Source organism: Thermomonospora sp. CIF 1, assembly GCF_001896795.1.
Lineage (GTDB): Bacteria > Actinomycetota > Actinomycetes > Streptosporangiales > Streptosporangiaceae > Thermomonospora > Thermomonospora curvata.
In genome coordinates this window covers 248,401-270,441 of sequence record NZ_MOYN02000014.1, presented here as the reverse complement: position 1 = coordinate 270,441, position 22,041 = coordinate 248,401, and the positions used below count along the sequence as shown (strand labels likewise).

Sequence of the window (22,041 nt, the reverse complement as noted above, 5' to 3'; positions counted from 1 at the left end):
CGGGGCGAACCGGAACGGCAGGGCCTGCAGCCCGCACGTCCACGGTGACGGCCGCCACTGCAGGTGATCGGACGGCCCCACCGGCCCGATGTCCGGTCCACCGGCACCGCCGCCGCCGTCTTGGCGATGATCTCGGCCAGTCCGATCACCGGGCACGGGCAGCCATGCCCGCACGACGGATGGGCGGCTGCCCGTGGAGCGGGCGGAGCGCTGTGGACGCGCCCGCGGGTCCCGGGCCCGCCGCCGACCCAAAGATCACGCCGAATGCGGCGTCCGGACGGCTCACGATCGTGCACGGCCCCGCACCCGATGTGGTTCCGGTGCGCGTCCGGCGCCAGAGCACCTCGCTCAGCGCCTGGACGGTCCGCCGCAGCGGCGTGCGGCCGGGCGGGCCTGCTGCCCCAGAGGTTTTCCGAGTCCAACGAGCACCCGCCTCAAGGCTTCCCGGTCATACGGTCGGCGAAGGCCTGCCTACGGTGATGCGACCGCTGCCCAGCAGGTCCCGCGGCAGGATCTTCACCACGCCGACGGGCAAGCCTCAGCTCCACCACCGCGATTTCGTGTAGCCGGTGCGCCCGGACGGCGCCCTCACGGCTGGGCGGTGCGCGGACGCGGGGGGCGCGGCGCCGAGGCGACCGTGCGCTCCGCCGCCTCGGCCAGCAGTTCCAGCAGCTCGCCCGGGTGCTGCAGCCCGCCGTCATAGCACCAGTTCCGGACGATGCGCTCGCCCTCCCCGCCGGGGTCGAACCGGCCGCCGGAGAAACAGCCGGCGACCGCCAGGCGCACCACCACCTGGTCGTGCTCGTCCAGGGAGGCCGCGTACTCCGCCGCGTCGATCAGCGCGATCGCGGCGCGGGCGTTGCGCCCGCAGTCGCTCTCCTCCACCAGGTTGATCCGCCACCGGGCGCAGGTGTGCAGATAGTCCGCGATCAGCTGTGTCTTCGGCACCCTGCGCCCCTCCCCACCCGGCGACCGCCCGGCACGTCTACTGCATTACGTCACTGAACGAACACATTGTGTCCGCGTCTTCGGTCGCGGGCATCGGCCGCCCCGGCGGTTTGACGAGCCTTATGCCGTCCGGCGCCCCGATGTTGGGGTCTGTCACCCGGCGCCGGGCCCAGGCGTGCCGCCGCCTGCGGCCCTGCTCACGATCACCCGGTTGACCAGCCACAGCGCCACCCCGATGGCCACCAGCAGGGCCGCGCGCAGATACACCGCCGCGTCCCTGCCGGTGATCGGCAGGGCCAGCAGCACGCAGGCCACCGCGCCCAGCACCGGCATCCAGGTGGGCGCCCGGTAGTGCCGGTGCGCCACCCGGTCCCGGCGCAGCACCAGCACGCACACGTTCACCGTCGCGAACACGCACAACAGCAGCAGCACGGTGGTGTCGGCCAGCCCGCCGATATCGCCGGTGCTCACCAGGATCACCGCCAGCGCCACGGTGAACAGGATGGCCACCCAGGGCGTGGCCCGGGTGGGATGGACGATGCCGAACACCGCGGGCACGATGCGCTCGCGCGCCATCCCGTACACCAGACGAGAGGCCATGATCATGTTGATCAGCGCGGTGTTGCCCACCGCCAGCAGCGCGATCAGCGCGAACAGCTTGGGCGGGAAGCTCAGCCCGGCCACGTGCACGACCTCCAGCAGCGGCCCGCTGGAGGAGCTGAGGGTGTCGGTGTCCACCAGCATCGTCGCGGTGAACGCCACCGCCACATAGATCGCCACCGCGATCCCCAGCCCGCCGAACAGCGCCCGCGGGTAGTCCCGGGCCGGGTCGCGGGCCTCTTCGGCCAGATTGACCGAGTCCTCAAAGCCCAGCAGCGAGTAGAACGCCAGCGCGGTCCCGCCGAGCACGCCCAGCAGCACCCCGCCCTCGCGGAACTGCAGCGCCCGGCCCGGCTCTCCTTCCCCGGTGGCCAGCGCCCAGGCCCCGATCGCGATGATCACCAGCAGCCCGAACGCCTCGATCACCGTGAGCACCACGTTGACCTTGACCGACTCGGAGATCCCGGCGAAGTTGACCACCGTCACCAGCGCCAGGAACAGCAGTGCCCCCACCAGCGCCGGCAGCGAGACGAACTCGGCCAGGTAGTCGCCGCCGAAGGCGCGGGCCGCCGCGCTCGCCGAGGTGATCCCGCTCATCATCACCGCGAACGCCACGATGAACGTCACGAACGGCAGCCCGAACGCCTTGTTGACATACAGCGCGGCCCCCGCCGCCTGCGGGTACTTGCCGGCCAGCTCGGCATAGGAGGAGGCGGTCAGCGCCGCCAGCACGAAGGCGGTCACAAAAGGCACCCAGATGGCCCCGCCGACCTCTCCGGCGACCTTGCCGACCAGGGCGTAGATCCCCGCTCCGAGGATGTCGCCCACCACGAACAGCGCGAGCACCTTGCGCCCGATGACCCGCCGCAGCTCACCGGTCTGCGCACCGGCTCCGGTGACCGCCTTCGCCATCACGCCCTCCCGATGCCCGCGCGGTCAGGCGCCCCCCGCGCTTTCATGATCGACATACCCCGGGCGGCGCGCCCGAACCGCTCTCCCCGCCCAGATCACACCCGGGCGAAGGGACGGTCCGGACGCGCCCCGGCAGAGCGTTTCGCCGTGATCGGCGGGCGCATCCGAACACCTCGCGGCGGCTCGCCGCGGCTTAGGCGTCGATGCGTTCGGCGTCCAGTTCGGCGGCGCCGGCGGTGATGAACTCCCGGCGGGGGGCCACCTCGCTGCCCATCAGCAGGTCGAAGATCCTGGCGGCCTCTTCGGCGTCGTGCAACCGGATGCGGCGCAGCATCCGGCGGCGCGGGTCCATGGTGGTCTCGGCCAGCTGGTCGGCGTCCATCTCGCCCAGGCCCTTGTAGCGCTGGATGGGCTCCTTCCAGCGGATGCCGCGGCGCTCGAACTCCACCAGCTTCCGGCGCAGCTCGGCGTCGGTGTAGCAGTAGACGTACTTGTCCTGCCCCTTCTTGGGGTTGGTGAGCTGGATGCGGTGCAGCGGGGGCACCGCGGCGAACACTCGCCCGGCCTCCAGCATGGGACGCATGTACCGGTAGAACAGCGTCAGCAGCAGGCAGCGGATGTGGGCGCCGTCGACGTCGGCGTCGGCCATCAAGATGACCCGGCCGTAGCGGGCCGCCTCCAGGTCGAAGGTGCGGCCGGAGCCGGCGCCGACCACCTGGATGATGGCGGCGCACTCGGCGTTTTTGAGCATGTCGGCCATGGAGGCCTTCTGCACGTTGAGGATCTTGCCGCGGATCGGCAGCAGGGCCTGGAACTCGGAGTTGCGGGCCAGCTTGGCGGTGCCCAGCGCCGAGTCGCCCTCGACGATGAACAGCTCGCTGCGGTCGTCGGTGGTGCGGCAGTCCACCAGCTTGGCCGGCAGGGCGGAGTTCTCCAGGGCGTTCTTGCGACGCTGGTTGTCGCGGTGGGTGCGGGCGGCGATGCGGGCCTTGGCGGCGGCGACGATCTTCTCCAGCACGGCGCGCATCTGCTGGCGGGCGCCCCGCTTGGGGTTGTCGAAGGCCTCCTTCAGCCCCTCGGAGACGACCCGGGCGACGATCCGGGTGGCCGCCGAGGTGCCCAGCACCTCCTTGGTCTGCCCCTCGAACTGCGGCTCGGGCAGCCGGACCGTGACCACGGCGGTCAGGCCCTCCAGGATGTCGTCCTTGGTGACCGGCTCATCGCCGTTCTTCAGCAGCTTGGTGGCGCGCAGCTGCTCGTTGATGGTGCGCACCAGGGCGCGGTCGAAGCCGGTGACGTGCGTGCCGTGCTTGGGCGTGGCGATGACGTTGACGAAGGACTTGCAGACGGTGTCATAGCCGGTGCCCCAGCGCAGCGCGACATCGACCTCCAGGTCGCGCTCGACGTCGGTGGGGGTCAGGTGGCCCTGCTCATCCAGCACCGGGACGGTCTCGGTGAAGTGGCCGCGGCCCCGAAAGCGCAGCGTGTCGCAGATCGGCTCGTCCTTGGCCAGGTAGTCGCAGAACTCGCTGATGCCGCCGTCGAACTTGAAGGTCTCGGCGACCGGCTCCTCGCCGCGCTCGTCACGGACGCTGATCTCCAGGCCCGGGACCAGGAAGGCGGTCTGCCGCATCCGGTCCATGACCGTCTCGGTGTCGATCCGCGCGTCCTTGAGGAAGATCTGCAGGTCGGGCCAGAACCGCACGCGGGTGCCGGTCACGCCGGGGGGCACCTCGGCGATCTTGCGCAGCCCGGACTTCTTCTTGAAGCGCCGCTCGGGGCCGGGGGCGGCGAACTCCCCGGGCAGGCCGCGCTTGAAGCTCATGGCGTGGGTGTGGCCGTCGCGGTCGACCTCCACGTCCAGCCGCGCCGACAGGGCGTTGACCACGGAGGCGCCCACGCCGTGCAGGCCGCCGGAGGCGGTGTAGGAGACGCCGCCGAACTTGCCGCCGGCGTGCAGCCGGGTCATCACCAGCTCCACACCGGGCAGGCCGGTCCTGGGCTCGATGTCCACCGGGATGCCGCGGCCGTTGTCGCACACCTCATAAGAGCCGTCGGCGTGCAGCACCACCGAGATCTTGGTGCAATGACCGGCCAGCGCCTCGTCCACGGAGTTGTCGACGATCTCCCACAGGCAGTGGGTCAGGCCCCTGCTGTCGGTGGACCCGATGTACATGCCCGGCCGCTTGCGCACGGCCTCAAGGCCCTCCAGCACCGACAGGTGCCGGGCGGAGTAACCGTGGGGGTCGTCATGTGCGGGTGCTTCGGCGGTCACTGCGGTCAACGTGCTTGCGCTCCTCGGGGGTCAGGGCATCGGGCAGAAGGCTACCCCCGCCCGCTGACATTTCACTCAAAGGCTCGCCGCTTCACCGCTCTGACCTGGCAGGAGGCGAAGCGGTGAGTTTCCCGGCACCGGACAACATGTGACGTCGGTCACCTATTGGCCCATTCCGCTCTGGGCGTAGTGAGAACCGGGTTGGGAAGCTCGGCGTCGGGTTAGATGTTGTCCTAAGTACCGACCCCGAGATTTGAGGAAGGTGCCGTGACCGGAGCCCTAGCCCCAACCAAGCCGCTGACGGCCGCCGACCGGTGCGACCGTTGCGGTGCTCAGGCCTATGTCCGTGCGGTCCTGGCGGGCGGCGGCGACCTTCTGTTCTGCGCCCACCACGGGCGTAAGTACAGCGCGTCGCTCCGCGCTTGTGGGGCGGACATCTACGACGAGACCGACCGGCTGATGAAGACCCCGGCCACCGCTCACCGGCAGGAGCGGTAGCCCTTCGATAAAAAGCCCCCGGACGCCCCCGGGGTCATAGACCACGAACGGCGGCTATCACAGCGGTGGCCGCCGTTCGCGCGTGCGTCCACCGCTGACCATGGATCGGGGAGACCATGCTGATCGTGCTGCCGCCGTCGGAGGGCAAGGCCTCCGGCGGGGACGGCCCGCCGCTGCGTCTGGAGGAGCTGAGCTTCCCTGAGCTGAGACCGGCCAGGGAACGGGCGCTGGCGGCACTGGAGCGGGTCTGCCGGCGCGAGGACGCCGCGCACGTGCTGGCGCTGCCGCGGACGCAGGCGCAGGAGGCCCTGCGCCGTAACCGGGAGCTGCGCCGGGCTCCCACCCTGCCGGCGTCCCGGCTCTACACCGGTGTGCTGCACGAGAACCTGGCGCTGGAATCGCTGAACGCCGACGCCAGGCGGGCGGCCGAAGAACAAATCGTGATCTTGTCTGGGCTGTGGGGCGCGCTGCGCCTGACGGACCGGGTCCCGCCCTACCGGCTGGCGATGGGGCTCGCTCTGCCCCCGCTGGGCGCGCTGGCCGCGTTCTGGCGGCCGGCCCTGGCGCGGGCGCTGCGCCCGGCGGGCCTGGTGGTGGACATGCGTTCGGCCCCCTATGCGGCCGCGTGGCGGCCCGCGGCGCCTTGCACGGCCGTACGGGTGCTCCGCCAAAGGTCCGGCCCGGACGGGACTCCCCGGCGCACGGTCGTCAGCCACGCGGCCAAGGCCACGCGCGGCAAGATCGCCCATGACCTGCTCAACGCCGGAGTGGATCCGGCCTCCCCCGAGGAGCTGCTCAAGGCCGTCCGCGATCTGGGCTACACGGCCGAACTGGCCGACGGCGGCGGGCGGCTGGACGTCGTCCTGCACGCCTGATCGCCCCGGCGCCTTCGGCCCGGATCAGGTGATGTCGAGGTTGAGGTTGCGGCAGGCCTTGATGTACTGGTCGGTCTCGTCGCCCAGGTAGCTCCAGGGACGGCCGCTCGGCCGCCCGTAGGTGCGGATCAAGTGCTGGCGAGCGGGCCGCCGGGCGTCGGCCAGGTAGAAGGCGGCTCCAAAGAAGTTGTGCGCCTGGATCGTGCGGGGATGGGGGCGATGGCCCTCGAACCACCCTCGTGCGGCGTTCTGGACCTCGCGGATTTCGTCGGCGGAGAACCAGGAGGACGCCCCACGGATGATTCCGGAACGTTCCTGTACAAAATATTCAAAATAGGCCAGCGGGATCAGCGCGGCCCGCGGGTCCTCCTGGGAGGCGGTGCTCATCGCGACCCGGGCGAAGTCGAACATCTCCTCTTTCATCCCGCCCCACTGCGGGGAGAGGGTGACGACCCGGGCCACGTGCGCCCCGAACAGGGTGGGACAGCGCCGGTAGACCTGCTCCCACAGGGCGTCCTTGTTCTCCCGGTCCATGCCCAGGCCCAGGGCCATCCACATCATGGACTCCCAGGGGACGGGATCGGCGGGGAACAGCTCGGCGGCTCGCAGCAGCGGCTCGTGCGCCGAGCGCATCCGCTTGGTGTAGGCGGTGAAGCCGGAGGCCTGCACCGAACGAGCCCGGGCGTCGGGCCGGATCTTCCACGCCTCCTCGACGCGGGTGCGTCCCAGCCACAGCCACAGGTCGGGATTGCGGGGATCTTCGGCCAGCAACGCCTCGATCCCCTGGCTCAAGCCGACGGCGGCCTTGGACAGCGCCTCCACCCGCAGGGATCGCACCTCCGGGTCGGCACGGCTGTCGGCCAGCAGGGCCACGCCGGCTCTCAGGTAACGGTCGCGGACGGCCTCGACGGCCCGGTCCAGGATGGGGTCCCACCAGGGACGCCCACGTACCAGACGTGCAGTGCGGGATCGTGCTCCAGAAGACCGGTGGCGCACCCGGTCGAGCTCCATCACTCCCATATTGGGGAGCGTAGGAAGAAGCGGAACAGGCAGCGCTACTTACATGTAAATAGTATGTTACGCACCCGCGAAACACTTGACTTGACAATTTTCAACCGGTCAACCACGCGGGCGTCACCCGCCGACGGCGGGGAGACGGCGAGCCCGACGGGCCGTCCCGCAGGGGACGGCTCGCCGGGCGAAGCGCTCAGTCGAGGTAGTCGCGCAGCACCTGCGACCTGGAGGGGTGGCGCAGCTTCGACATGGTCTTGGACTCGATCTGCCGGATGCGCTCGCGGGTCACCCCGTAGACCTTGCCGATCTCATCCAGGGTCTTGGGCTGGCCGTCGGTCAGCCCGAACCGCATCGACACCACGCCCGCCTCACGCTCGCTCAAGGTGTCGAGCACCGAGTGCAGCTGCTCCTGCAGCAGCGTGAAGCTGACCGCGTCGGCCGGGACGATCGCCTCGGAGTCCTCGATCAGGTCGCCGAACTCGCTGTCGCCGTCCTCGCCCAGCGGCGTGTGCAGCGAGATCGGCTCGCGGCCGTACTTTTGGACCTCGATGACCTTCTCGGGGGTCATGTCGAGCTCCTTGGCCAGCTCCTCCGGGGTCGGCTCGCGGCCCAGGTCCTGCAGCATCTGCCGCTGGACGCGGGCCAGCTTGTTGATGACCTCGACCATGTGCACCGGGATGCGGATGGTGCGGGCCTGGTCGGCCATCGCCCGGGTGATCGCCTGCCGGATCCACCAGGTGGCGTAGGTGGAGAACTTGAAGCCCTTGGTGTAGTCGAACTTCTCCACCGCGCGGATCAGGCCCAGGTTGCCCTCCTGGATCAGGTCCAGGAACAGCATGCCGCGCCCGGTGTAGCGCTTGGCCAGCGAGACCACCAGCCGCAGGTTGGCCTCCAGCAGGTGGGCCTTGGCGCGGCGGCCGTCCTCGGCGATCCACTCCAGGTCCGCCTTGTCTTCTTCGGACAGCTGGTCGCCCATGGTGGCCAGCCGCTCCTCGGCGAACAGGCCCGCCTCGATGCGCTTGGCCAGCTCCACCTCCTGCTCGGCGTTGAGCAGGGGAACCTTGCCGATCTGCTTGAGGTAGTCCTTGACCGGGTCCGCGGTGGCGCCCGCCGAGGCGATCTGCTGGGCCGGGGCGTCATCGTCGTCGTCGGTGATGACCAGGACGTCGTCGTCGATGTCGTCCTTGCCGAAGGAGCTCTTGGAGGTCTCGGCGGCCTCGTCCTCCTCCTCGTCCAGCTCGTCCTCCTCGTCGATCACGTCATCGACGAGGTCGTCGGTCAGGTCGACGTCCAGGTCCAGGTCGTCGTCGAGGTCGGTGACCTCGACGTCGTCCACCAGCTCCGGGTCGTCCTTGAGGAGGGACGACGCCTTGGCCGAGCCGGCCTTGGCGGCCGTCTTGCGGGTCGAGGTGGACTTCTTGGTGGAGCTCTTCTTGGCCGGCGCGGACTTCTTGGTCGTGCTGCCACGGCTCGTCGAGGCGGAGCTCTTCTTGGCCGAAGTGGACTTGGATGTGGCCTTGCCCGTGCTCTTGCTCTTGCCGGTCTCCTCGCCGACGACCGCGGTCACCGTGTCCGGCTGCTGCTCCTTGGCCGCGGCCGTCGTCTTGGTCTTAGTTCTGCGCCCCGCCGATGTCCGCTTGCGCGAACGCTTCGGCGCCGCGGAGTCGGCAGCGCTCACCATGACGGTCACACCCTCCTTGCTGAGGCTCCGCAAGATGCTGGAGGCCTTAGACACGGGGATGTCGGCCTCCTCGAACGTACGGCGTACGTCGTCGGCTTCGAGGTAACCCTGGGACCGTCCACGCTCGATCAGTTGCCCGATGACGTGCTCGTGCAGATCTGACGCTTTCGAGCCACGCTCGATCAGTTGCCCGATGACGTGCTCGTGCAGATCTGACGCTTTCGAGGTCGAGCTAGCAGGCGACACAAATACCTCTCGAACGAACGTGTGGCTATGACCCAAGTGCCCTGGCGGGCGTGACCCCGCTGGTGGCGGAGCCTGAGCAGCTCGCACTCGGCAGGGCCTGACTGATCGCGCGGCACTGCAGCGTACCCGCTCTCACCAAGGTCAAGCATTGTGGCACGGCCGCACATTCCGCTTCGAAGAGTCCTGCCCGGTACCCCAACCACCTTAGAGGGCATCGGGCGGTCCTCCGTACGCCTGTGCGGTCAGCACGCCCTACTTGGGCGGGACATGCAGGGCCAGCACGGTCACATCGTCCACTTGCTCGTATCCGGCAAGCATCCGATCGACCAGGAAGTCGACGAGTCTCTCCGGATCAGCCACCACCTCCGGTGGGGCGTCGGCCGCTACCGTGACCAGCTCGGCCAGGCCGGCGTCCACCCCCCGCCTACGGTTCTCCACAAGTCCATCGGAATAGAAGACCACAGTGTTGCCGGTTTCGATGGAAAAACTTGTTTGCTGCCGCTGGCTCGGCCAGCCCAGCGGGGTTCCGGGCTCGGCGGTGCTCAGCCGGGCGGGCCGCTCGCCGCCCAGCAGCAGCGGCGGCGGATGCCCGGCGTTGCTGAGCACTCCCTGCCCGGTCTCGGGGTCGATCACCGCGTAGGCGACCGTGGTGAACTGCTCTTCGTCCTCAGTGGCCGCGAACAACCGGTCCAGCCCGGCCAGCACCGCGGCCGGCCGGGGATCGTTGAGCGCCAGCGCCCGCAGCGCGTTGCGGACCCGGCCCATGCCCGCGGCGGCCAGCACGCCCTTGCCCATCACATCGCCCACCGCCACCGCCAGCCGGTCGTCCGGCAGCCGGAAGGCGTCGTACCAGTCGCCGCCGACCTGCACATGCCGGGTGGCCGGGTGGTAGCGGGCGGCCAGCCGCATGGTGGGCACCTGCGGCAGGTCGCTGGGCAGCAGGCTGCGCTGCAGCTCCTCGGCGGTCTTGTGCTCGCGTTCGAACAGCAGCGCCCGCTCCACCGCCAGGGCGCACTGGCCGGCCAGCGCCTCCAGGAAGACCCGCTCCTCCTCGGTGATCTCGCGCGGCCGGGTGAAGGAGAAACGCAGCGCGCCGATCGGGGCTCCGGCCGCCAGCAGCGGCAGCCCCACCCAGGCCCGCTCGTCGGCGTGCCAGGGGAAGGTGGCGGTCTCGTCCCGGCCCAGGTGCAGCCGCAGCTGGTCGGGAGAGCCGGCGGTGAAGGGACGGCCCTCGCGGATCGCCATCGACATCACGGTCGGCTCGTTGATGGAGATGGCGCCGCGCAGCGCCGTGCCGCCGTCGCCGTCCTCGGCCGGGGCGATGATGCTCAGCCGCAGCTTGTCGTCGTCCAGCAGCGCCACCGCCGAGTGGTCGGCGCCGATGGCCGAGCGCCCCACCTCGGTGATCACCTGCACCACCTGGCTGACCGTCAGCGCCTCGGCCAGCATCGAGGTGGCCTGCTGCAGCCGGGCGGTGCGCAGCGCGGCGGCCGACAGCTGCTCGGTCAGCCGCCCGCGCATCTCCTCGGCCTCGCGCTGCCCGGTGACGTCGGTGTTGGCGCCCACCCACTCGACCACCGCATCGCCCCGCCAGATCGGCACCGCCCGCACATCGAAGTACCGGTAGGTACCGCCGCGGGTGCGCACCCGGTAGGAGGCCTCGAAGGGGCTCTGGTCGGCCAGGCACTCCCGCCAGGCCGCCTCCACCCGCGGGCGCTCCTCGGGGTGCACCACGGCCAGCCAGCCGCCGGCCAGGTAGTCCTCGACGCTCTGGCCGGTGACCGCGCGCCACTCCGGCGCGTCCTCGACGACCCTCCCGTCGGCGGAGGTCACCCACACCACCTGGGAGCTGGTCTCCACCAGCGAGCGGTAGCGCTGCTCCCTGCGCCGGATCTGCTCTTCGGCCAGCCTCCGCTCGGTCACCTCCAGGGCGGTCAAGATCACTCCTGCGGACCGCTCGTCGTCCTGGCGGCAGGGAAAGCAGGAACAGGCGTAGTAGCGCGGGCGGCCGCCGGAGGCGTCCTGCTCGCCGTGCGGCACGGCCAGCTCGATGTCGGTGACCGCGCGTTCTTCGGCCAGCGCCTTGCGCAGCGCGGTCTCCACGGTGGTGGCCGGATCGCCCGGCAGCGCCTGCGAGAGCCGCCGGTCCAGCGCGTCCTCGGCCCGCGCTCCCAGGATCTCCAGCATGGCGTCGTTGGCCCGCCGCAGGCGCAGTTCCTCATCGAAGAGCGCGAGCCCCACCGGGGCGTCCTTCATGAGCGCCGCCAGCAACGCCGAGTCGACCGCGTCCAAGCCGGCGACCCGTGGATGCGGCACGGACGTATCGGCGCTCATCTTCGACACCTCCGAATCCTTCGGTCGCCGGTCGGCGGCGCTCATTTTCAAGAGCCTTCCGGATAGCACGGATAGCAGAAGAGCCCGTACCGTGAGGCAAGTCTTCATCACTATGAGTGAATGGGAGCAGGTTAGCGCTCCCACCTCCATCGCAACACCGGTCGGAATCAGGTCTTCATCATCTCGGGGGTTCAGCGCCGAAGGAAGTCCCGTTCGGCAACATGTTCGGACGGCCTTGCCGGCCGCCCATCCCCGGTCACCAGGTGACGGGCGTCCCCCATGCCGCCGGAGAGCTCGGCGGGGCGGCACTCCGACGACGGGCGGCCGTCAGAAGATCCTACGCCGTACGGCACCGGCGGGTGGGCGAGACGGCGTTACCCGGCTGCGCGCTTTCGATCACGGACAACATCGGTGACCGGTTCCGGTCACTTTGCAGGATGACGGTCTCTTCACGGCCGATATAGGCAGAACTTCACCGTTTTTCCGACCACACCGGAACAAGTACAACCCCCATCACGCACATCGGAGGGGTTGGCGGGTTTTGAGAATCTTCTTAGGGTGTACATATAACTACAAGTCGGGCAAAGCGCAGTGTCGCGCTCGTATCCAACCATGGGGGTTGATCAGCGTGACAGTCGCCGCCGGTCCGACGGGTCCCGGAAGCGAATGGCCGGCGCTGCTCGACGTCCAGGGGCTACTGGAGTCGGGCTGGCGGCCCACCCCCTTTAACCGGTTCGTCCTGAAGATCCATAGCCGCTGCAACCTGGCCTGTGACTACTGTTACATGTACGAGATGGCCGACCAGGGATGGCGGCGACAGCCCCGGCGGATGAGCAGGACCGTCCTGGACCACACGGCCCGGCGAATCGCCGAGCACGCCCGCGCCAACCAGCTGTCAGAGGTCTCGGTCATTCTGCACGGCGGTGAGCCGCTGCTGGCCGGTCCGGACCATATCCGATACGCGGTGAACACCATACGCGCGGCTGCGGGCCCGGATATCTCGGTGCGTTTTCATGTGCAGACCAACGGTGTCCGGCTTGATTCGATCTTTTTGGCGCTGTTCGACGAGCTGAACATCTCTGTCGGCGTCAGCCTGGACGGCGATGAGGAGGCCCACGACCGGCACCGGCGGTGGGCCAACGGCCGGGGCAGCCACGCCGCGGTGACAGCGGGTTTGCGCAAGCTGACCGACCCGGCCTACCGGCATCTGTTCAGCGGTCTGCTCAGCACCATCGACCTGCGCAACGACCCGGTCTCCTGCTATGAGGCGCTGCTGAAATTCGAGCCGCCGAGCATCGATTTCCTGCTCCCCCACGGCAACTGGGACACCCCGCCTCCCGGACGCGTCCCCGGTGACCCAGCCACCCCTTATGCCGACTGGCTCATCGAAGTGTTCGAGCACTGGTACCGGGCGCCGGTCCGCAAGACCCGGATCAGGCTGTTCAGCGAGATCTTCCGGCTGCTGCTGGGGCGTCCCTCGAGCAGCGAGGCGGTCGGGCTCTCGCCGGTCGCCGTCGCCGTGGTGGAGACCAACGGCGCCATCGAGCAGGTTGACACGCTCAAGTCCGCCTACCACGGCGCCACGGGGACCCCGCTGCACGTCGCCCGGGATTCCTTTGACTCCGCGCTGTTGCTGCCCCAGATCGCCGCCCGGCAGATCGGCCGTCGCGCACTGGCCGCTCAGTGCCGTTCCTGCCCGCTGCAACGGGTCTGCGGCGGAGGGCATTACACGCACCGTTACCGCTCCGGTACGGGATTTGCCAACCCTTCGGTCTACTGCCCGGACCTGTTCCGCCTGATCACCCACATCCAAGGAGCGGTCGCCAAGGACATGGCGACGCTGATCCGGCCCTCCTCCTGACCGTGCTCAATCATGCGGAGGCAGTCTTCGATGGATCTCAGCAGGCACCACATCCCCGAAAAGGACTTTTTCGCCCTGGCCGCCGGGGGAGGCGGGGCACGCGCCCTGACCGCGCTGCACGCGGCGCAGCGCAGCAAACGCATGCTGCTGATCCATGGTGTGCAGAACGCCGCGGTCAAGGTCGGCCATGCCGAGGCGGACCAGGCCCGGCGCGCCTACCGCCTGCTGGCCGACATCGAGCAGACCCACCCCGCCCAGACCTGGTCCGTGCTGTCCTACCCCCTCGTGGGGGTCTGGGCACGGCGCACCCTGCTGGCACTGCTCGGCGAGCAAGGGGATCCGAAGACGGCCCACCCAGGGGAACTGGCGGCCCTGGCCGCCGCGGCGGCCGTCCGGGCGCGACGTCCCTGCACGGTGGAGGTCCCCGTACGAGAGGGCGCCGTCATCCTGCCCTCCCTGGGACGAGCGCTGCTCCCGGGCCAGGACACCGCGCTGGTACGGTCGAGCCCCGACCGGTCCGAAGTGATCGCGGCGGGCACCACCATCACGATCCCCGCCGACCCGCACGAAGACGGCCCCGGCTGGCAGGCGCTGCGCCGGCTGCGCGCCCAGTGGCAGGGATCCCGGGTGGAGTTCCTGCTGGACGACCACGACCCCGACCGCGCCCCTGGGAGCGCCCCTTTGGACCGGCGGCTCACAGACGAAGAACTGCGGCACTGGCGGGAGACGCTCCAGCAGGCCTGGCGGATTCTGTGCAGCGGGCACTGGACCACCGCCGAGGAGGTCGTCTCCTCCATCACCGTGCTGACTCCGCTCACCCCGCCCAAGCAGGGCCAATCCAGCGCCACGCCCCGGCACGCCTTCGGCAATGTGGGGTTGTCGACCCCGCCCGACCCCCACTTCTTCGCGGTGACGCTGGCCCACGAGGTGCAGCACACCAAGCTGTCGGCGCTGCTGGATGTGGTCCCGCTGACCCTGCCCGACGACGGCAGCCGCTACTACGCGCCCTGGCGGGAGGATCCCCGTCCGGCCGAAGGGCTGCTGCAGGGCACGTACGCCCACCTCGGGATCGCCGGCTTCTGGCGGCGCCAGCGCGAACGCGAGTCGGGCCCGCTCGCCCTGCGCGCCCACAGCGACTTCGCCCGCTGGCGGGAGGCGGCGGACCTGGGCGCCCGGACCCTGCTGGCCAGCGGCCGGCTCACCCCCGAAGGCGAGGCGTTCGTCGCACGGATGCGCCGCACCCTGCGCCCTTGGCTGGACGAGCCGGTGAGCCGTCCGGCCTTGGAGCGCGCCCACGAGGCTGCCCGCCGTCACCTGACCCGCTGGCGGCTCCGCAACGGGGAGCCCTCTTTGCTGCCCGCCTCCTGAAAGGAGATCCGCCCGGTGTCTCGCGGGGGGAGACGGACACCGGGCGGACCTGGCTTCGGATCAGATGGGCGGCGGGTCGAAGTCGGCGTCCAGGTACCGGCGTTCCTGGGCGACCACCGCGTCCGGGTGCTCCAGCCCCAGCGTTCTGGCGTAGGCGTCGATGGTCTCTTCGTACAGCCGCTCGGCCTGTTCCTCCTCGCCGGCCGCCCGTAGGGAGACCGACAGGTTCGCCGCGCACAGCAGCGTCATCGGGTGCGTCTCGCCCAGAAGCTTGCGCAGCCTGCGCAGCGTGCCCTGACCGAGCCGGCAGGCGTTCTCCAGATCGCCCAGCACCGCCAGGTCGCTGGCGAGGTTGGTGGCCACCGTCAGCGAGTAGTGGTGGTCCCGCCCGAGCTTGCTCTCCAGGCCCGCCAATGCCTTCTCGTTGGTCTCCCGGGCGCCTTGAGCGTCCCCGCACACCCGGCGCAGCAGCGCCAGGTTGCCGTAACAGCCGTGTTTGAAGGGATGGTCGCCGCCGTACGCCTTGGAGTAGCGCCGGGCCGTGTCGGCGGCCAGCTCCATGGCCTCATCCAGCCGCCCCACCGTCCGCTGGATGTTCGCCAGGGCGATCGCGGCGGCCAAGGTGTCGGGGTGGTCGATCCCGAACAGCCGGAAGTGCCGGGAGTGCATCTCCTCGGCCACTTCCAGGGACTTCTCATAGTCGCCTGCGCGTCGCCAGGCGATGGACAGGTCCTTGGCCGTCCGCAGGGTCCACGGATGATCGGCGCTCAACTGCTCGATGCCGTAGTAGTAGGCGTCCTCGCCGAGGTCGCAGGCCTCCGCGTAGTCACCGCACAGCCGTACCGCACGGGCCAGCCCGGTCCACGCGTTCAGGACGGTGGCCGCGCCGGCGTTCTGCTCTTCGGAGTGCAAAAGATCGAACACATCCTGATGCAGCTCCCTGGAGCGGGCGTAGTCGCTGTTGAGCCCGTAGTCCAGTGCGAGGCTGTTCATCGCTCGCAGGGTCGCGATGTTCTCCCTGCCGAAGACCTCCTCGTGCAGTCTGAGGGACTCGGCGTCATGTTTCAGCGCCTCAGCGAACTCGCCCCGGGCCCGCAGGTCGGCCCCCAGCGAGTTGGTGAGGTTGACCACCTCTGGATGGCTCTCCAAGCCCCGTTCCCGAGCGGCGTCGAGTGCGGCCCTGTTGATCTCGTAGGCGGCGCTGTACTCGCCGAGAGCCCGCAGGATGTTGCCGAGATGCCGCCTGGCCGCCAGAATGCGGAGATCTTCTTGGCCGGCGTCGGCCGCCCACTGATCCAGCAGCTGATTGACCAGCCGGCGGGCCGAGGCATAGTCACCGGACATGTACAGGTATCGCACTATGTTAAGGGCGAAGTCACGGATCGCCGGGTCCTGGTTCTCCCGCACTCCCGACGGCTCGATGTGCCCGACCAGCTGCTGGTATCTGCCCCAGTTGTTGGTGTCCTCGGGGTCTTCGGGCGCGAACTGGGCAAGGAGCAGGTGCACCTCGTTGCGGATCCGCGCCCGCTCGGCCTCGGACAGCTGATCGCGCAGCAGGGCCTGAATCAGCCGGTGCACCTGGATCGTGCGGCTGGCCAAGTCGATGCGCACCAACGCATAGCGGCCCAGTTCCCCGATCGCGCGGGTGAGCCGGATGCGATCTTTGAGCAGTGCGGACAGTTTGGGGCCCAGCCCCGGGTGGGCCCGGAAGAAGACGTCCCGGGGAATGGGTTCGGGTCCGAAGAAGGCACAGCACCGCAGCAGTTCCACTGCTTCGGGCATCTTCTCGTTGAGGCTGTTCACCGACAGCGCCCATGCGGCCGTCATCGATACCGGGTATTCGCTGGGCTTGCCCTCCGACAGCAACTGGCTGGTGCGCTCGCGCAGCAGCCGCAAGTACTCACTGGCCGACATGCCGGTCTCCGCCTGCAGCGCGCCCGCCTGTTCCAGGGCCAGCGGCAGATCTCCCAGCGCCTCCGCAAGGTGGTCGGCGTCCTGCGGGCTGATCGCCCGCGGCACTCGCTTGCTGAGAAACTGCACGCTCTCTTCCCGGGTGAACACGTCCACCGGGAGGGTTTCGGCCACTCCCTCCCAGCGCTGGTTACGAGAGGTGATCAGCACATGGCCGGGCCCGCGGGGAATGACATCGTTGATGTCCTCGGGCTCGTGAGCGTTATCGAAGATCAACAACCAGCGCGAGTAGGGATCGCCCCGGCGCAACGCCGCCAGCACCGCCTCGGCGGCCTCCTCCGTTCCCATGGTCGAGGCCGAGGGAAGGCCCAGGTGCGGAGCCATCGCCGCCAGGGACGAACGGACCAAGATGGGCTGATCCGCCGGGATCCACCACACCAATTCGTACTCGGACCGGAACCGCCAGGCGTACTCGATCGCCATCTGGGTCTTGCCCACACCGCCCAGGCCTTGCAGGGCGTGTGGAACCACCACGGTCACCTGCCCGCTGATGTTCCGCCGCAGGGTGGCCAGCAGCTCTTCCCGCCCGGTGAAGTTCTTGTTGCGGGGCGGGATCTTCCCCCAGACCTCAGGGACGGCAACCGACGGCCCGCCGGCCCCGGTGTATCCTCCCCGCGTCATGCCCCACCTCCGCTTTCCCAGACCGCCACGGAAGACTTCCCTTCCGGGAATCTTAAGCTCGCTCAACCGAGCGTCCCATAACAAAGAGACAGCGATCATGTAATACGCCATAGTTCGGCAGTTCTCCTCCCTCCCGCCCTTATTCAGCTCTCCGTATTAGCACGTTTCGGCCGCCCCTTAATTGGGACATCGTCTGATCTCTTGCTTCTCCGGGCCACGGTGGAGCTTCGGGGATGGCCCATGGCCGCCAGGCCATGGCACTATGAACAAGAGAGCGTTTTGTCGCTTTTGTGTAGATCGACACCGTCGTCGCGGCGAACACCGGTGGTCATCGCAAGGGAGAAGGCCATGCAAGACCAGAAACTCGCCCACCAGGCTTCTTTGATCGACCTGTCGGGGCTGACGTTGATTCAGCTCCAGAAGCTGGACGACGGGCAAGGTGACTCGCCCTTCTTCGCGGAGCTTCGGGAGGCCCTCGCCCTAACCTCGTCGGTGGTCTCGTCCGCGGGCTTCGACTCGGTCATGGAGCCGGAGCCCACTCACACCGCCGCCTGACACCTGATCAACGGCGCGTCCTTGCACACCGGGGGACGCGCCGCCTTCTGTGCAGACAACGAGGCGGCCCGCAGAGCCGCCGTGTTCCCTGTCCCGGCCGCTGGATAGACCGTCACCGCCACCGGCGACAATGGGGGCGGGTGACGGCAAACCGCTTGCAGCGGTCCGTTCCCTTGGCCATGCCGTAGCTCTGGCAAGGCTGCCAACAGCACCGGCTTTCTTGGTGCCCTGTGAGCTTAAAACTGCTGCCAAAGCTTCAGTCTCAAGCTCTACGCTCAACCGTAACTGCTTTACGTTCAGTCATAACTAACACTGAAGCACCACCAAGAACTGCCGGCGCTCCAGGCGGACACGGTCGGCACACCGCCTATTGCAGTGAGAAGGCAACCGCTGGTTGAGGCGGCTCAGCATGCTCCCGGCCCGGTTCGAGCGTTTTTCGTGGCCCCGGCGCCCCGCGGAGCAGCGGCCGGTGGGTCACGGCTTCCTCCTCGGCTGCAAGGGCGCCCGCCTCGGCCCGCGGAGACGGCGTGTTGAAATAAGGTTCAGCGCCTGCCGCCCCACTGTGGCCGTCCGTCGCATCGAGCCCGGCGCGATGCCGCCTGGAAACAGAGCGCCCCCACGCCCTGAAGACCTGTCCCCTCAAGGCGTGGTGTCCGAATCCGCGCGGCGGGCAGGCCGCTCCTGGACCTGCACCGGCCACCAGGCCATGAAGGGTGCCGACCGCTATGCGGCTTTGAAGCTGAGTCAGTGTTGTAGATCACTGCGACTCGCTATCCCAAGGGGCGGCACCCATCGAACACTGTCACTACGGCGACACGCCGAGTGTCGGGTCACAAGCTCTCCCCCGTCGCACCCGGACGCTGTGATCGGCGCAGAGATCCGGACGCGTCCAGCAGACCGAGATGGCGTTCCCCCTGCTTGCCGCCGTACTGCCGCACTTGTCACTCGTGTGGCGTCCGAGGGGCACCAGCAGCCCCCGAAAAGGACAAACGATCTTCATGGTCACAGAAGACACAAGCAAGCCATCACCTGGACGCCGATATACAGACGCCACAAAACACTCTTTCTTTGAAAGATTTGCGACATCTCCCGACAAATGCTACAAAAGGGGCCAAAATAGAGATGCCCAATTTTGTAAATTCGGACATCATCTTCGAGCGGTGGTACCATTCTCACACCGCATCTCTGTGTGCCATGCGCACACTTCTCATGCCAGTCTAAGAGGCCGGCAGGAAATTATCAAGCTTTTGCAATGAACGCATCGGCAGATCCTTGATCGGATAATGCCTCCACCATCCGGCCGGCCTGAACCGAGAACGCACCGACGCCGGCGGTCCAGCAAGGCAGAGGAGCGTACAGAGTTGACCGAGACGGTTGATACCCAGGCCGCCGAGCTCGATCGTCCGGAAGCACAACAGTCAACCGACCTATGGCTTCTGCTCGGTGGTTCGACGGTATCGCGGCTCGGCAGCATCAGCGTCACCATGGCATTTCCTCTGCTGGCACTGGAGGCGAATTTCTCACCTGCCTTCGCCGGTGCAGTGACGGCTGCCGGAATTCTGCCGATCCTGTTGATGTACCCGCTGGCGGGAGTGCTGGCCGACCGCTTCGACCGGCGGAAGATCATGATCTATAGCCAGCTGGCCCGCGCCCTGGTTTTCATGCTGCTGGGAGCGGGACTGGCGGGATCGGCAGGCCACCGCCTGCTCATGGTGCTGCTACCGCTCGCAGCGGCCTTGGATGGCGTCTTTCTAACACTCTACAATACCGCGGAAATTGCAGCTTTCCCTCGGCTCTTCCCACCAAAAGAGACGGCGACGCTCAAAGCAGTAAGCAAGAGCGAAGCACAAAATCATGGGGCGCTGGCCCTGGGACGCCCGCTCAGCGGTTTTCTCTGTGGGGCCGGCTCAGCCTACCCCTTCGCCTTCGGCGCGGCAACGACCCTGATTTCCGTTCTCACCCTGACAAAGATAGAAAAAAACCGATTCCGGATGGACCGGTGCGGCAAAAGACATACCACCCCAATCCGTGAAGCCGTAACCTGGCTGCGATCCGACAAGCCCATGAGAAGAGCCATGATGGTATGCACCATCACCAACCTGCTTTTCCAGGCGATTATTCTGCTGCTCATCATCATGGCCAAGAAAAACGGATTCCCTCACGCCTTCATCGGCATCCTGCTGGCCGCTTCCGGCGTTGGCGGAATGCTGGTCGCATGCACCGCCCCACGGCTGCTGTACCGGATCTCGCTCTCCCGGGTAAGCACAATCTGCACCTGGATATGGCTACTCCTCACCCTCACGCTTCTCATCTCCGACCACCCGATCGTCCTGGTGGCCGCTTGGTTCGGAGTGGGATTCGTCGGAGGGCATATGAACGTCGCCCTCACCGCCTACCAAGCGAGGAGCGTCCCAGAGAGGCTACGTGGCAGAGTGGCCGGCCTGAAGAGTTTCGCCACCCGAGCCCCGTCCGCGATCGGCGCGCTGATGGCCGGACTGGTGATCTCCATGCTGGACACGCAAGCAGTCATCTGGTCGGTGTTCATCACCATGGTCCTGCTGACATGCGCGGTCACCTACGACCACCTCACCAGTATCGGACGATCCCAAAATGTTGTTGAAGGCGCCCTCTAATAGAGACTTCGGCCAATACCCCTTGCTTCCCTCCGGCACGGGTTCTTGACAAGCGCCCAACTGACCACCACTTCTGGAGCACGTACGATATGGCGACCGGGAGGGGGATGCGGCGGCTCTGCGCCCAGAGGGGGTGAGGCCGAGTGGCCTGGTCACCAGATTTCGAAGAACAGCTGCAACTGGTTCGCGCCCTCCTAGAGGTAGAGGGCATGCGGCGGCAGAGCGACCGGGATCTGTACATCCAGCTTCTGGAAGACGCCCTGGGGCACTACCTGCCCTTCGCACGCGATGAACGCCCTTTGTACGACGTGATGCATTTGGTGCGGGCATGCCTCGCCTACCCTGGGGCGATCCAGACTCTGGTAAAGATCGTTGAGCAGGTTTGTGGAGACAGCAGGGCCGTGCGGCGTGTCAAAGAGCTGGTCGAGCAGCTGTTCCCTGAGCCGCTGCTGACCTTCCAGGAGCGCTCTGACCTGCACCGGATCGTGCGCGAGTCAGCCGAAGGCGGGTTCAGGACGATAACCCCCGCCCTCGTCGCCGACTTGTACCGGAAGGCGGTGGAGCCGCTCGGGCCACCGCTGCACTGCGACCCCGGCGATCTGAGCGAAGTCCTCGCTCAGCTGGAAGAACTCACCAGTGGCCTGGATGGGGTTCCACCGCTGCTGGTGTTCGTCGAAAACCTGGCGGCCCGGGTCGCCGAACCCACCGCAAGCGCGTTGCGTTCCTGGGCCGACCGGTTCGCCGATCGGCTCGAACTGGCACCCGAAGCCAAAGGGGCGGTCCGCGAACGCGCCGTACGCGCTTTGGAAGGCACCGTCCCTGCCGCCGAGTCCGCCGGCCCCTACAGCTACCTGATCATCGAATTCCGGCCGGACGCCATCACCGCCGACCACTACCTCACCTCGGCCTGGTTGCAGTGCGACGGCGAACACGGCGTCATGCTCCACTGTGACGATGAAGATCCCCTCCCGCGGCACCGGCTGCAAGAGGTGATCGAAAAGCTGCTCGCCGACCCACAGGTCGTCAACCGGCCCCACACCGAGCTGATGGTGGAGTTCGTTCTGCCTCGTGTCCTGCTGGACGTCCCCTTCGACCAGATCCAGATCAATATCGAAGGGCTGACGCGCCGGCTGGGCATCGAGTACCCGGTCGTGGTACGCAGCTTCGACCGGATGCGCAGCCGGACGTTGCACCACAACTGGCGGCGCAAGTGGAACTGGCTGCGTGGAAACCCCACCCGGGCGAGCCTGTGCCGGCTGCCGGTACGCAGCACTTTGGGACACGAGCTGCTCTACAACAACCTGCTGGAGGAATCTTCGATCGGCGTCGCGATGTCCTTCCCCCCGTCGGCGGAGCGCGAAAAGACGCCCGACGAGCTGTGGGTCAGCCTGCACGCGGGCATACCGATCGCCGTCTGGTGCCGCCGCCGGGAAAGCGACCCGGGTTCTTTCTTCACCGAGGTCCAGCAGTTGTGGGACCAAGGGGTGTTCTCTCTTCCGCAAAGCGTGCTGCAGCTGCGGCGCAAGGCCCTGCGTGCATTGGAGAAGGCGCCGGCCGATGACCACCTCGGGTTCCAGCTCACGCTGATGTTCGACGACGCCGACCGGCTCCCCGAACCTTATGTCCGGCTCAGCGCGCCGGCCTGACCC

At 68.1% G+C, this 22,041-nt stretch carries 14 protein-coding genes; 7 read left to right on the top strand and 7 right to left on the bottom strand.

Annotated features, from left to right (window positions below; translation table 11 throughout):
• Positions 1 to 588 precede the first annotated feature (588 nt).
• From BUE48_RS08000 to BUE48_RS07990, 3 genes are all read right to left on the bottom strand, one after another.
• Positions 589 to 948 (bottom strand): hypothetical protein, encoded by a 360-nt coding sequence (locus tag BUE48_RS08000; RefSeq protein WP_012851973.1) that lies wholly within the window; start codon positions 946 to 948, stop codon positions 589 to 591.
• 153 nt (positions 949 to 1,101) lie between these two features.
• Positions 1,102 to 2,460 (bottom strand): APC family permease, encoded by a 1,359-nt coding sequence (locus BUE48_RS07995; protein ID WP_286989553.1) that lies wholly within the window; start codon positions 2,458 to 2,460, stop codon positions 1,102 to 1,104.
• Between the two features lie 193 nt (positions 2,461 to 2,653).
• Positions 2,654 to 4,735, bottom strand: coding sequence for a DNA gyrase/topoisomerase IV subunit B (locus BUE48_RS07990; RefSeq protein ID WP_425358359.1), 2,082 nt, complete (start codon positions 4,733 to 4,735; stop codon positions 2,654 to 2,656).
• A 267-nt stretch (positions 4,736 to 5,002) separates the two neighbouring features.
• On the opposite strand from BUE48_RS07990, the gene BUE48_RS07985 reads away from it, so the two are divergent.
• The gene (locus tag BUE48_RS07985) at positions 5,003 to 5,233 is read left to right on the top strand and encodes a DUF7455 domain-containing protein (RefSeq protein ID WP_012851970.1); all 231 of its coding nucleotides are present in this window, start codon (positions 5,003 to 5,005) and stop codon (positions 5,231 to 5,233) included.
• A 116-nt stretch (positions 5,234 to 5,349) separates the two neighbouring features.
• Positions 5,350 to 6,108 (top strand): YaaA family protein, encoded by a 759-nt coding sequence (locus BUE48_RS07980; protein ID WP_286989550.1) that lies wholly within the window; start codon positions 5,350 to 5,352, stop codon positions 6,106 to 6,108.
• 24 nt (positions 6,109 to 6,132) lie between these two features.
• Here BUE48_RS07980 and BUE48_RS07975 read toward each other — a convergent pair whose 3' ends face one another.
• The 3 genes from BUE48_RS07975 to BUE48_RS07965 all read right to left on the bottom strand — a co-directional run bounded on the left by BUE48_RS07975 (position 6,133) and on the right by BUE48_RS07965 (position 11,383).
• On the bottom strand, positions 6,133 to 7,128 hold the full coding sequence (locus BUE48_RS07975) for a hypothetical protein (RefSeq protein WP_012851968.1): 996 nt from the start codon (positions 7,126 to 7,128) through the stop codon (positions 6,133 to 6,135).
• A gap of 187 nt (positions 7,129 to 7,315) precedes the next feature.
• Complete coding sequence (locus tag BUE48_RS07970) at positions 7,316 to 9,049, bottom strand: RNA polymerase sigma factor (RefSeq protein ID WP_502694597.1); 1,734 nt, start codon at positions 9,047 to 9,049, stop codon at positions 7,316 to 7,318.
• A gap of 252 nt (positions 9,050 to 9,301) precedes the next feature.
• Positions 9,302 to 11,383: a SpoIIE family protein phosphatase gene (locus BUE48_RS07965; RefSeq protein ID WP_012851966.1), complete on the bottom strand. Its 2,082-nt coding sequence runs from the start codon at positions 11,381 to 11,383 to the stop codon at positions 9,302 to 9,304.
• A 628-nt stretch (positions 11,384 to 12,011) separates the two neighbouring features.
• On the opposite strand from BUE48_RS07965, the gene BUE48_RS07960 reads away from it, so the two are divergent.
• Both BUE48_RS07960 and BUE48_RS07955 read left to right on the top strand, forming a co-directional pair.
• Complete coding sequence (locus tag BUE48_RS07960) at positions 12,012 to 13,244, top strand: FxsB family cyclophane-forming radical SAM/SPASM peptide maturase (RefSeq protein ID WP_286989547.1); 1,233 nt, start codon at positions 12,012 to 12,014, stop codon at positions 13,242 to 13,244.
• Positions 13,245 to 13,274: 30 nt separating this feature from the next.
• The gene (locus BUE48_RS07955; protein ID WP_286989545.1) at positions 13,275 to 14,612 is read left to right on the top strand and encodes an HEXXH motif domain-containing protein; all 1,338 of its coding nucleotides are present in this window, start codon (positions 13,275 to 13,277) and stop codon (positions 14,610 to 14,612) included.
• A 60-nt stretch (positions 14,613 to 14,672) separates the two neighbouring features.
• Here BUE48_RS07955 and fxsT read toward each other — a convergent pair whose 3' ends face one another.
• Positions 14,673 to 17,204, bottom strand: a complete 2,532-nt coding sequence (gene fxsT / locus BUE48_RS07950) for an FxSxx-COOH system tetratricopeptide repeat protein (RefSeq protein WP_286989543.1) — start codon at positions 17,202 to 17,204, stop codon at positions 14,673 to 14,675.
• Positions 17,205 to 17,552: 348 nt separating this feature from the next.
• Between fxsT and BUE48_RS07945 the strand changes: the two genes are divergently transcribed.
• The 3 genes from BUE48_RS07945 to BUE48_RS07935 all read left to right on the top strand — a co-directional run bounded on the left by BUE48_RS07945 (position 17,553) and on the right by BUE48_RS07935 (position 22,038).
• Complete coding sequence (locus BUE48_RS07945) at positions 17,553 to 17,759, top strand: hypothetical protein (RefSeq protein WP_286989541.1); 207 nt, start codon at positions 17,553 to 17,555, stop codon at positions 17,757 to 17,759.
• A gap of 1,361 nt (positions 17,760 to 19,120) precedes the next feature.
• Entirely contained in the window at positions 19,121 to 20,392 is a 1,272-nt protein-coding gene (locus BUE48_RS07940; protein WP_286989539.1) for an MFS transporter, read from the top strand.
• 143 nt (positions 20,393 to 20,535) lie between these two features.
• On the top strand, positions 20,536 to 22,038 hold the full coding sequence (locus BUE48_RS07935) for a VMAP-C domain-containing protein (RefSeq protein ID WP_286989537.1): 1,503 nt from the start codon (positions 20,536 to 20,538) through the stop codon (positions 22,036 to 22,038).
• The last annotated feature ends 3 nt before the right edge of the window (positions 22,039 to 22,041 follow it).

What these genes read in the sequence shown, in the direction of transcription:
- BUE48_RS07975 (WP_012851968.1), bottom strand. Translation starts at nt 7,128, where the DNA reads ATGGGAGTGATGGAGCTCGACCGGGTGCGCCACCGGTCTTCTGGAGCA.
- BUE48_RS07980 (WP_286989550.1), top strand. Translation starts at nt 5,350, where the DNA reads ATGCTGATCGTGCTGCCGCCGTCGGAGGGCAAGGCCTCCGGCGGGGAC.
- BUE48_RS07955 (WP_286989545.1), top strand. Translation starts at nt 13,275, where the DNA reads ATGGATCTCAGCAGGCACCACATCCCCGAAAAGGACTTTTTCGCCCTG.
- BUE48_RS07965 (WP_012851966.1), bottom strand. Translation starts at nt 11,383, where the DNA reads ATGAGCGCCGATACGTCCGTGCCGCATCCACGGGTCGCCGGCTTGGAC.
- BUE48_RS07995 (WP_286989553.1), bottom strand. Translation starts at nt 2,460, where the DNA reads ATGGCGAAGGCGGTCACCGGAGCCGGTGCGCAGACCGGTGAGCTGCGG.
- fxsT (WP_286989543.1), bottom strand. Translation starts at nt 17,204, where the DNA reads ATGACGCGGGGAGGATACACCGGGGCCGGCGGGCCGTCGGTTGCCGTC.
- BUE48_RS07945 (WP_286989541.1), top strand. Translation starts at nt 17,553, where the DNA reads ATGCAAGACCAGAAACTCGCCCACCAGGCTTCTTTGATCGACCTGTCG.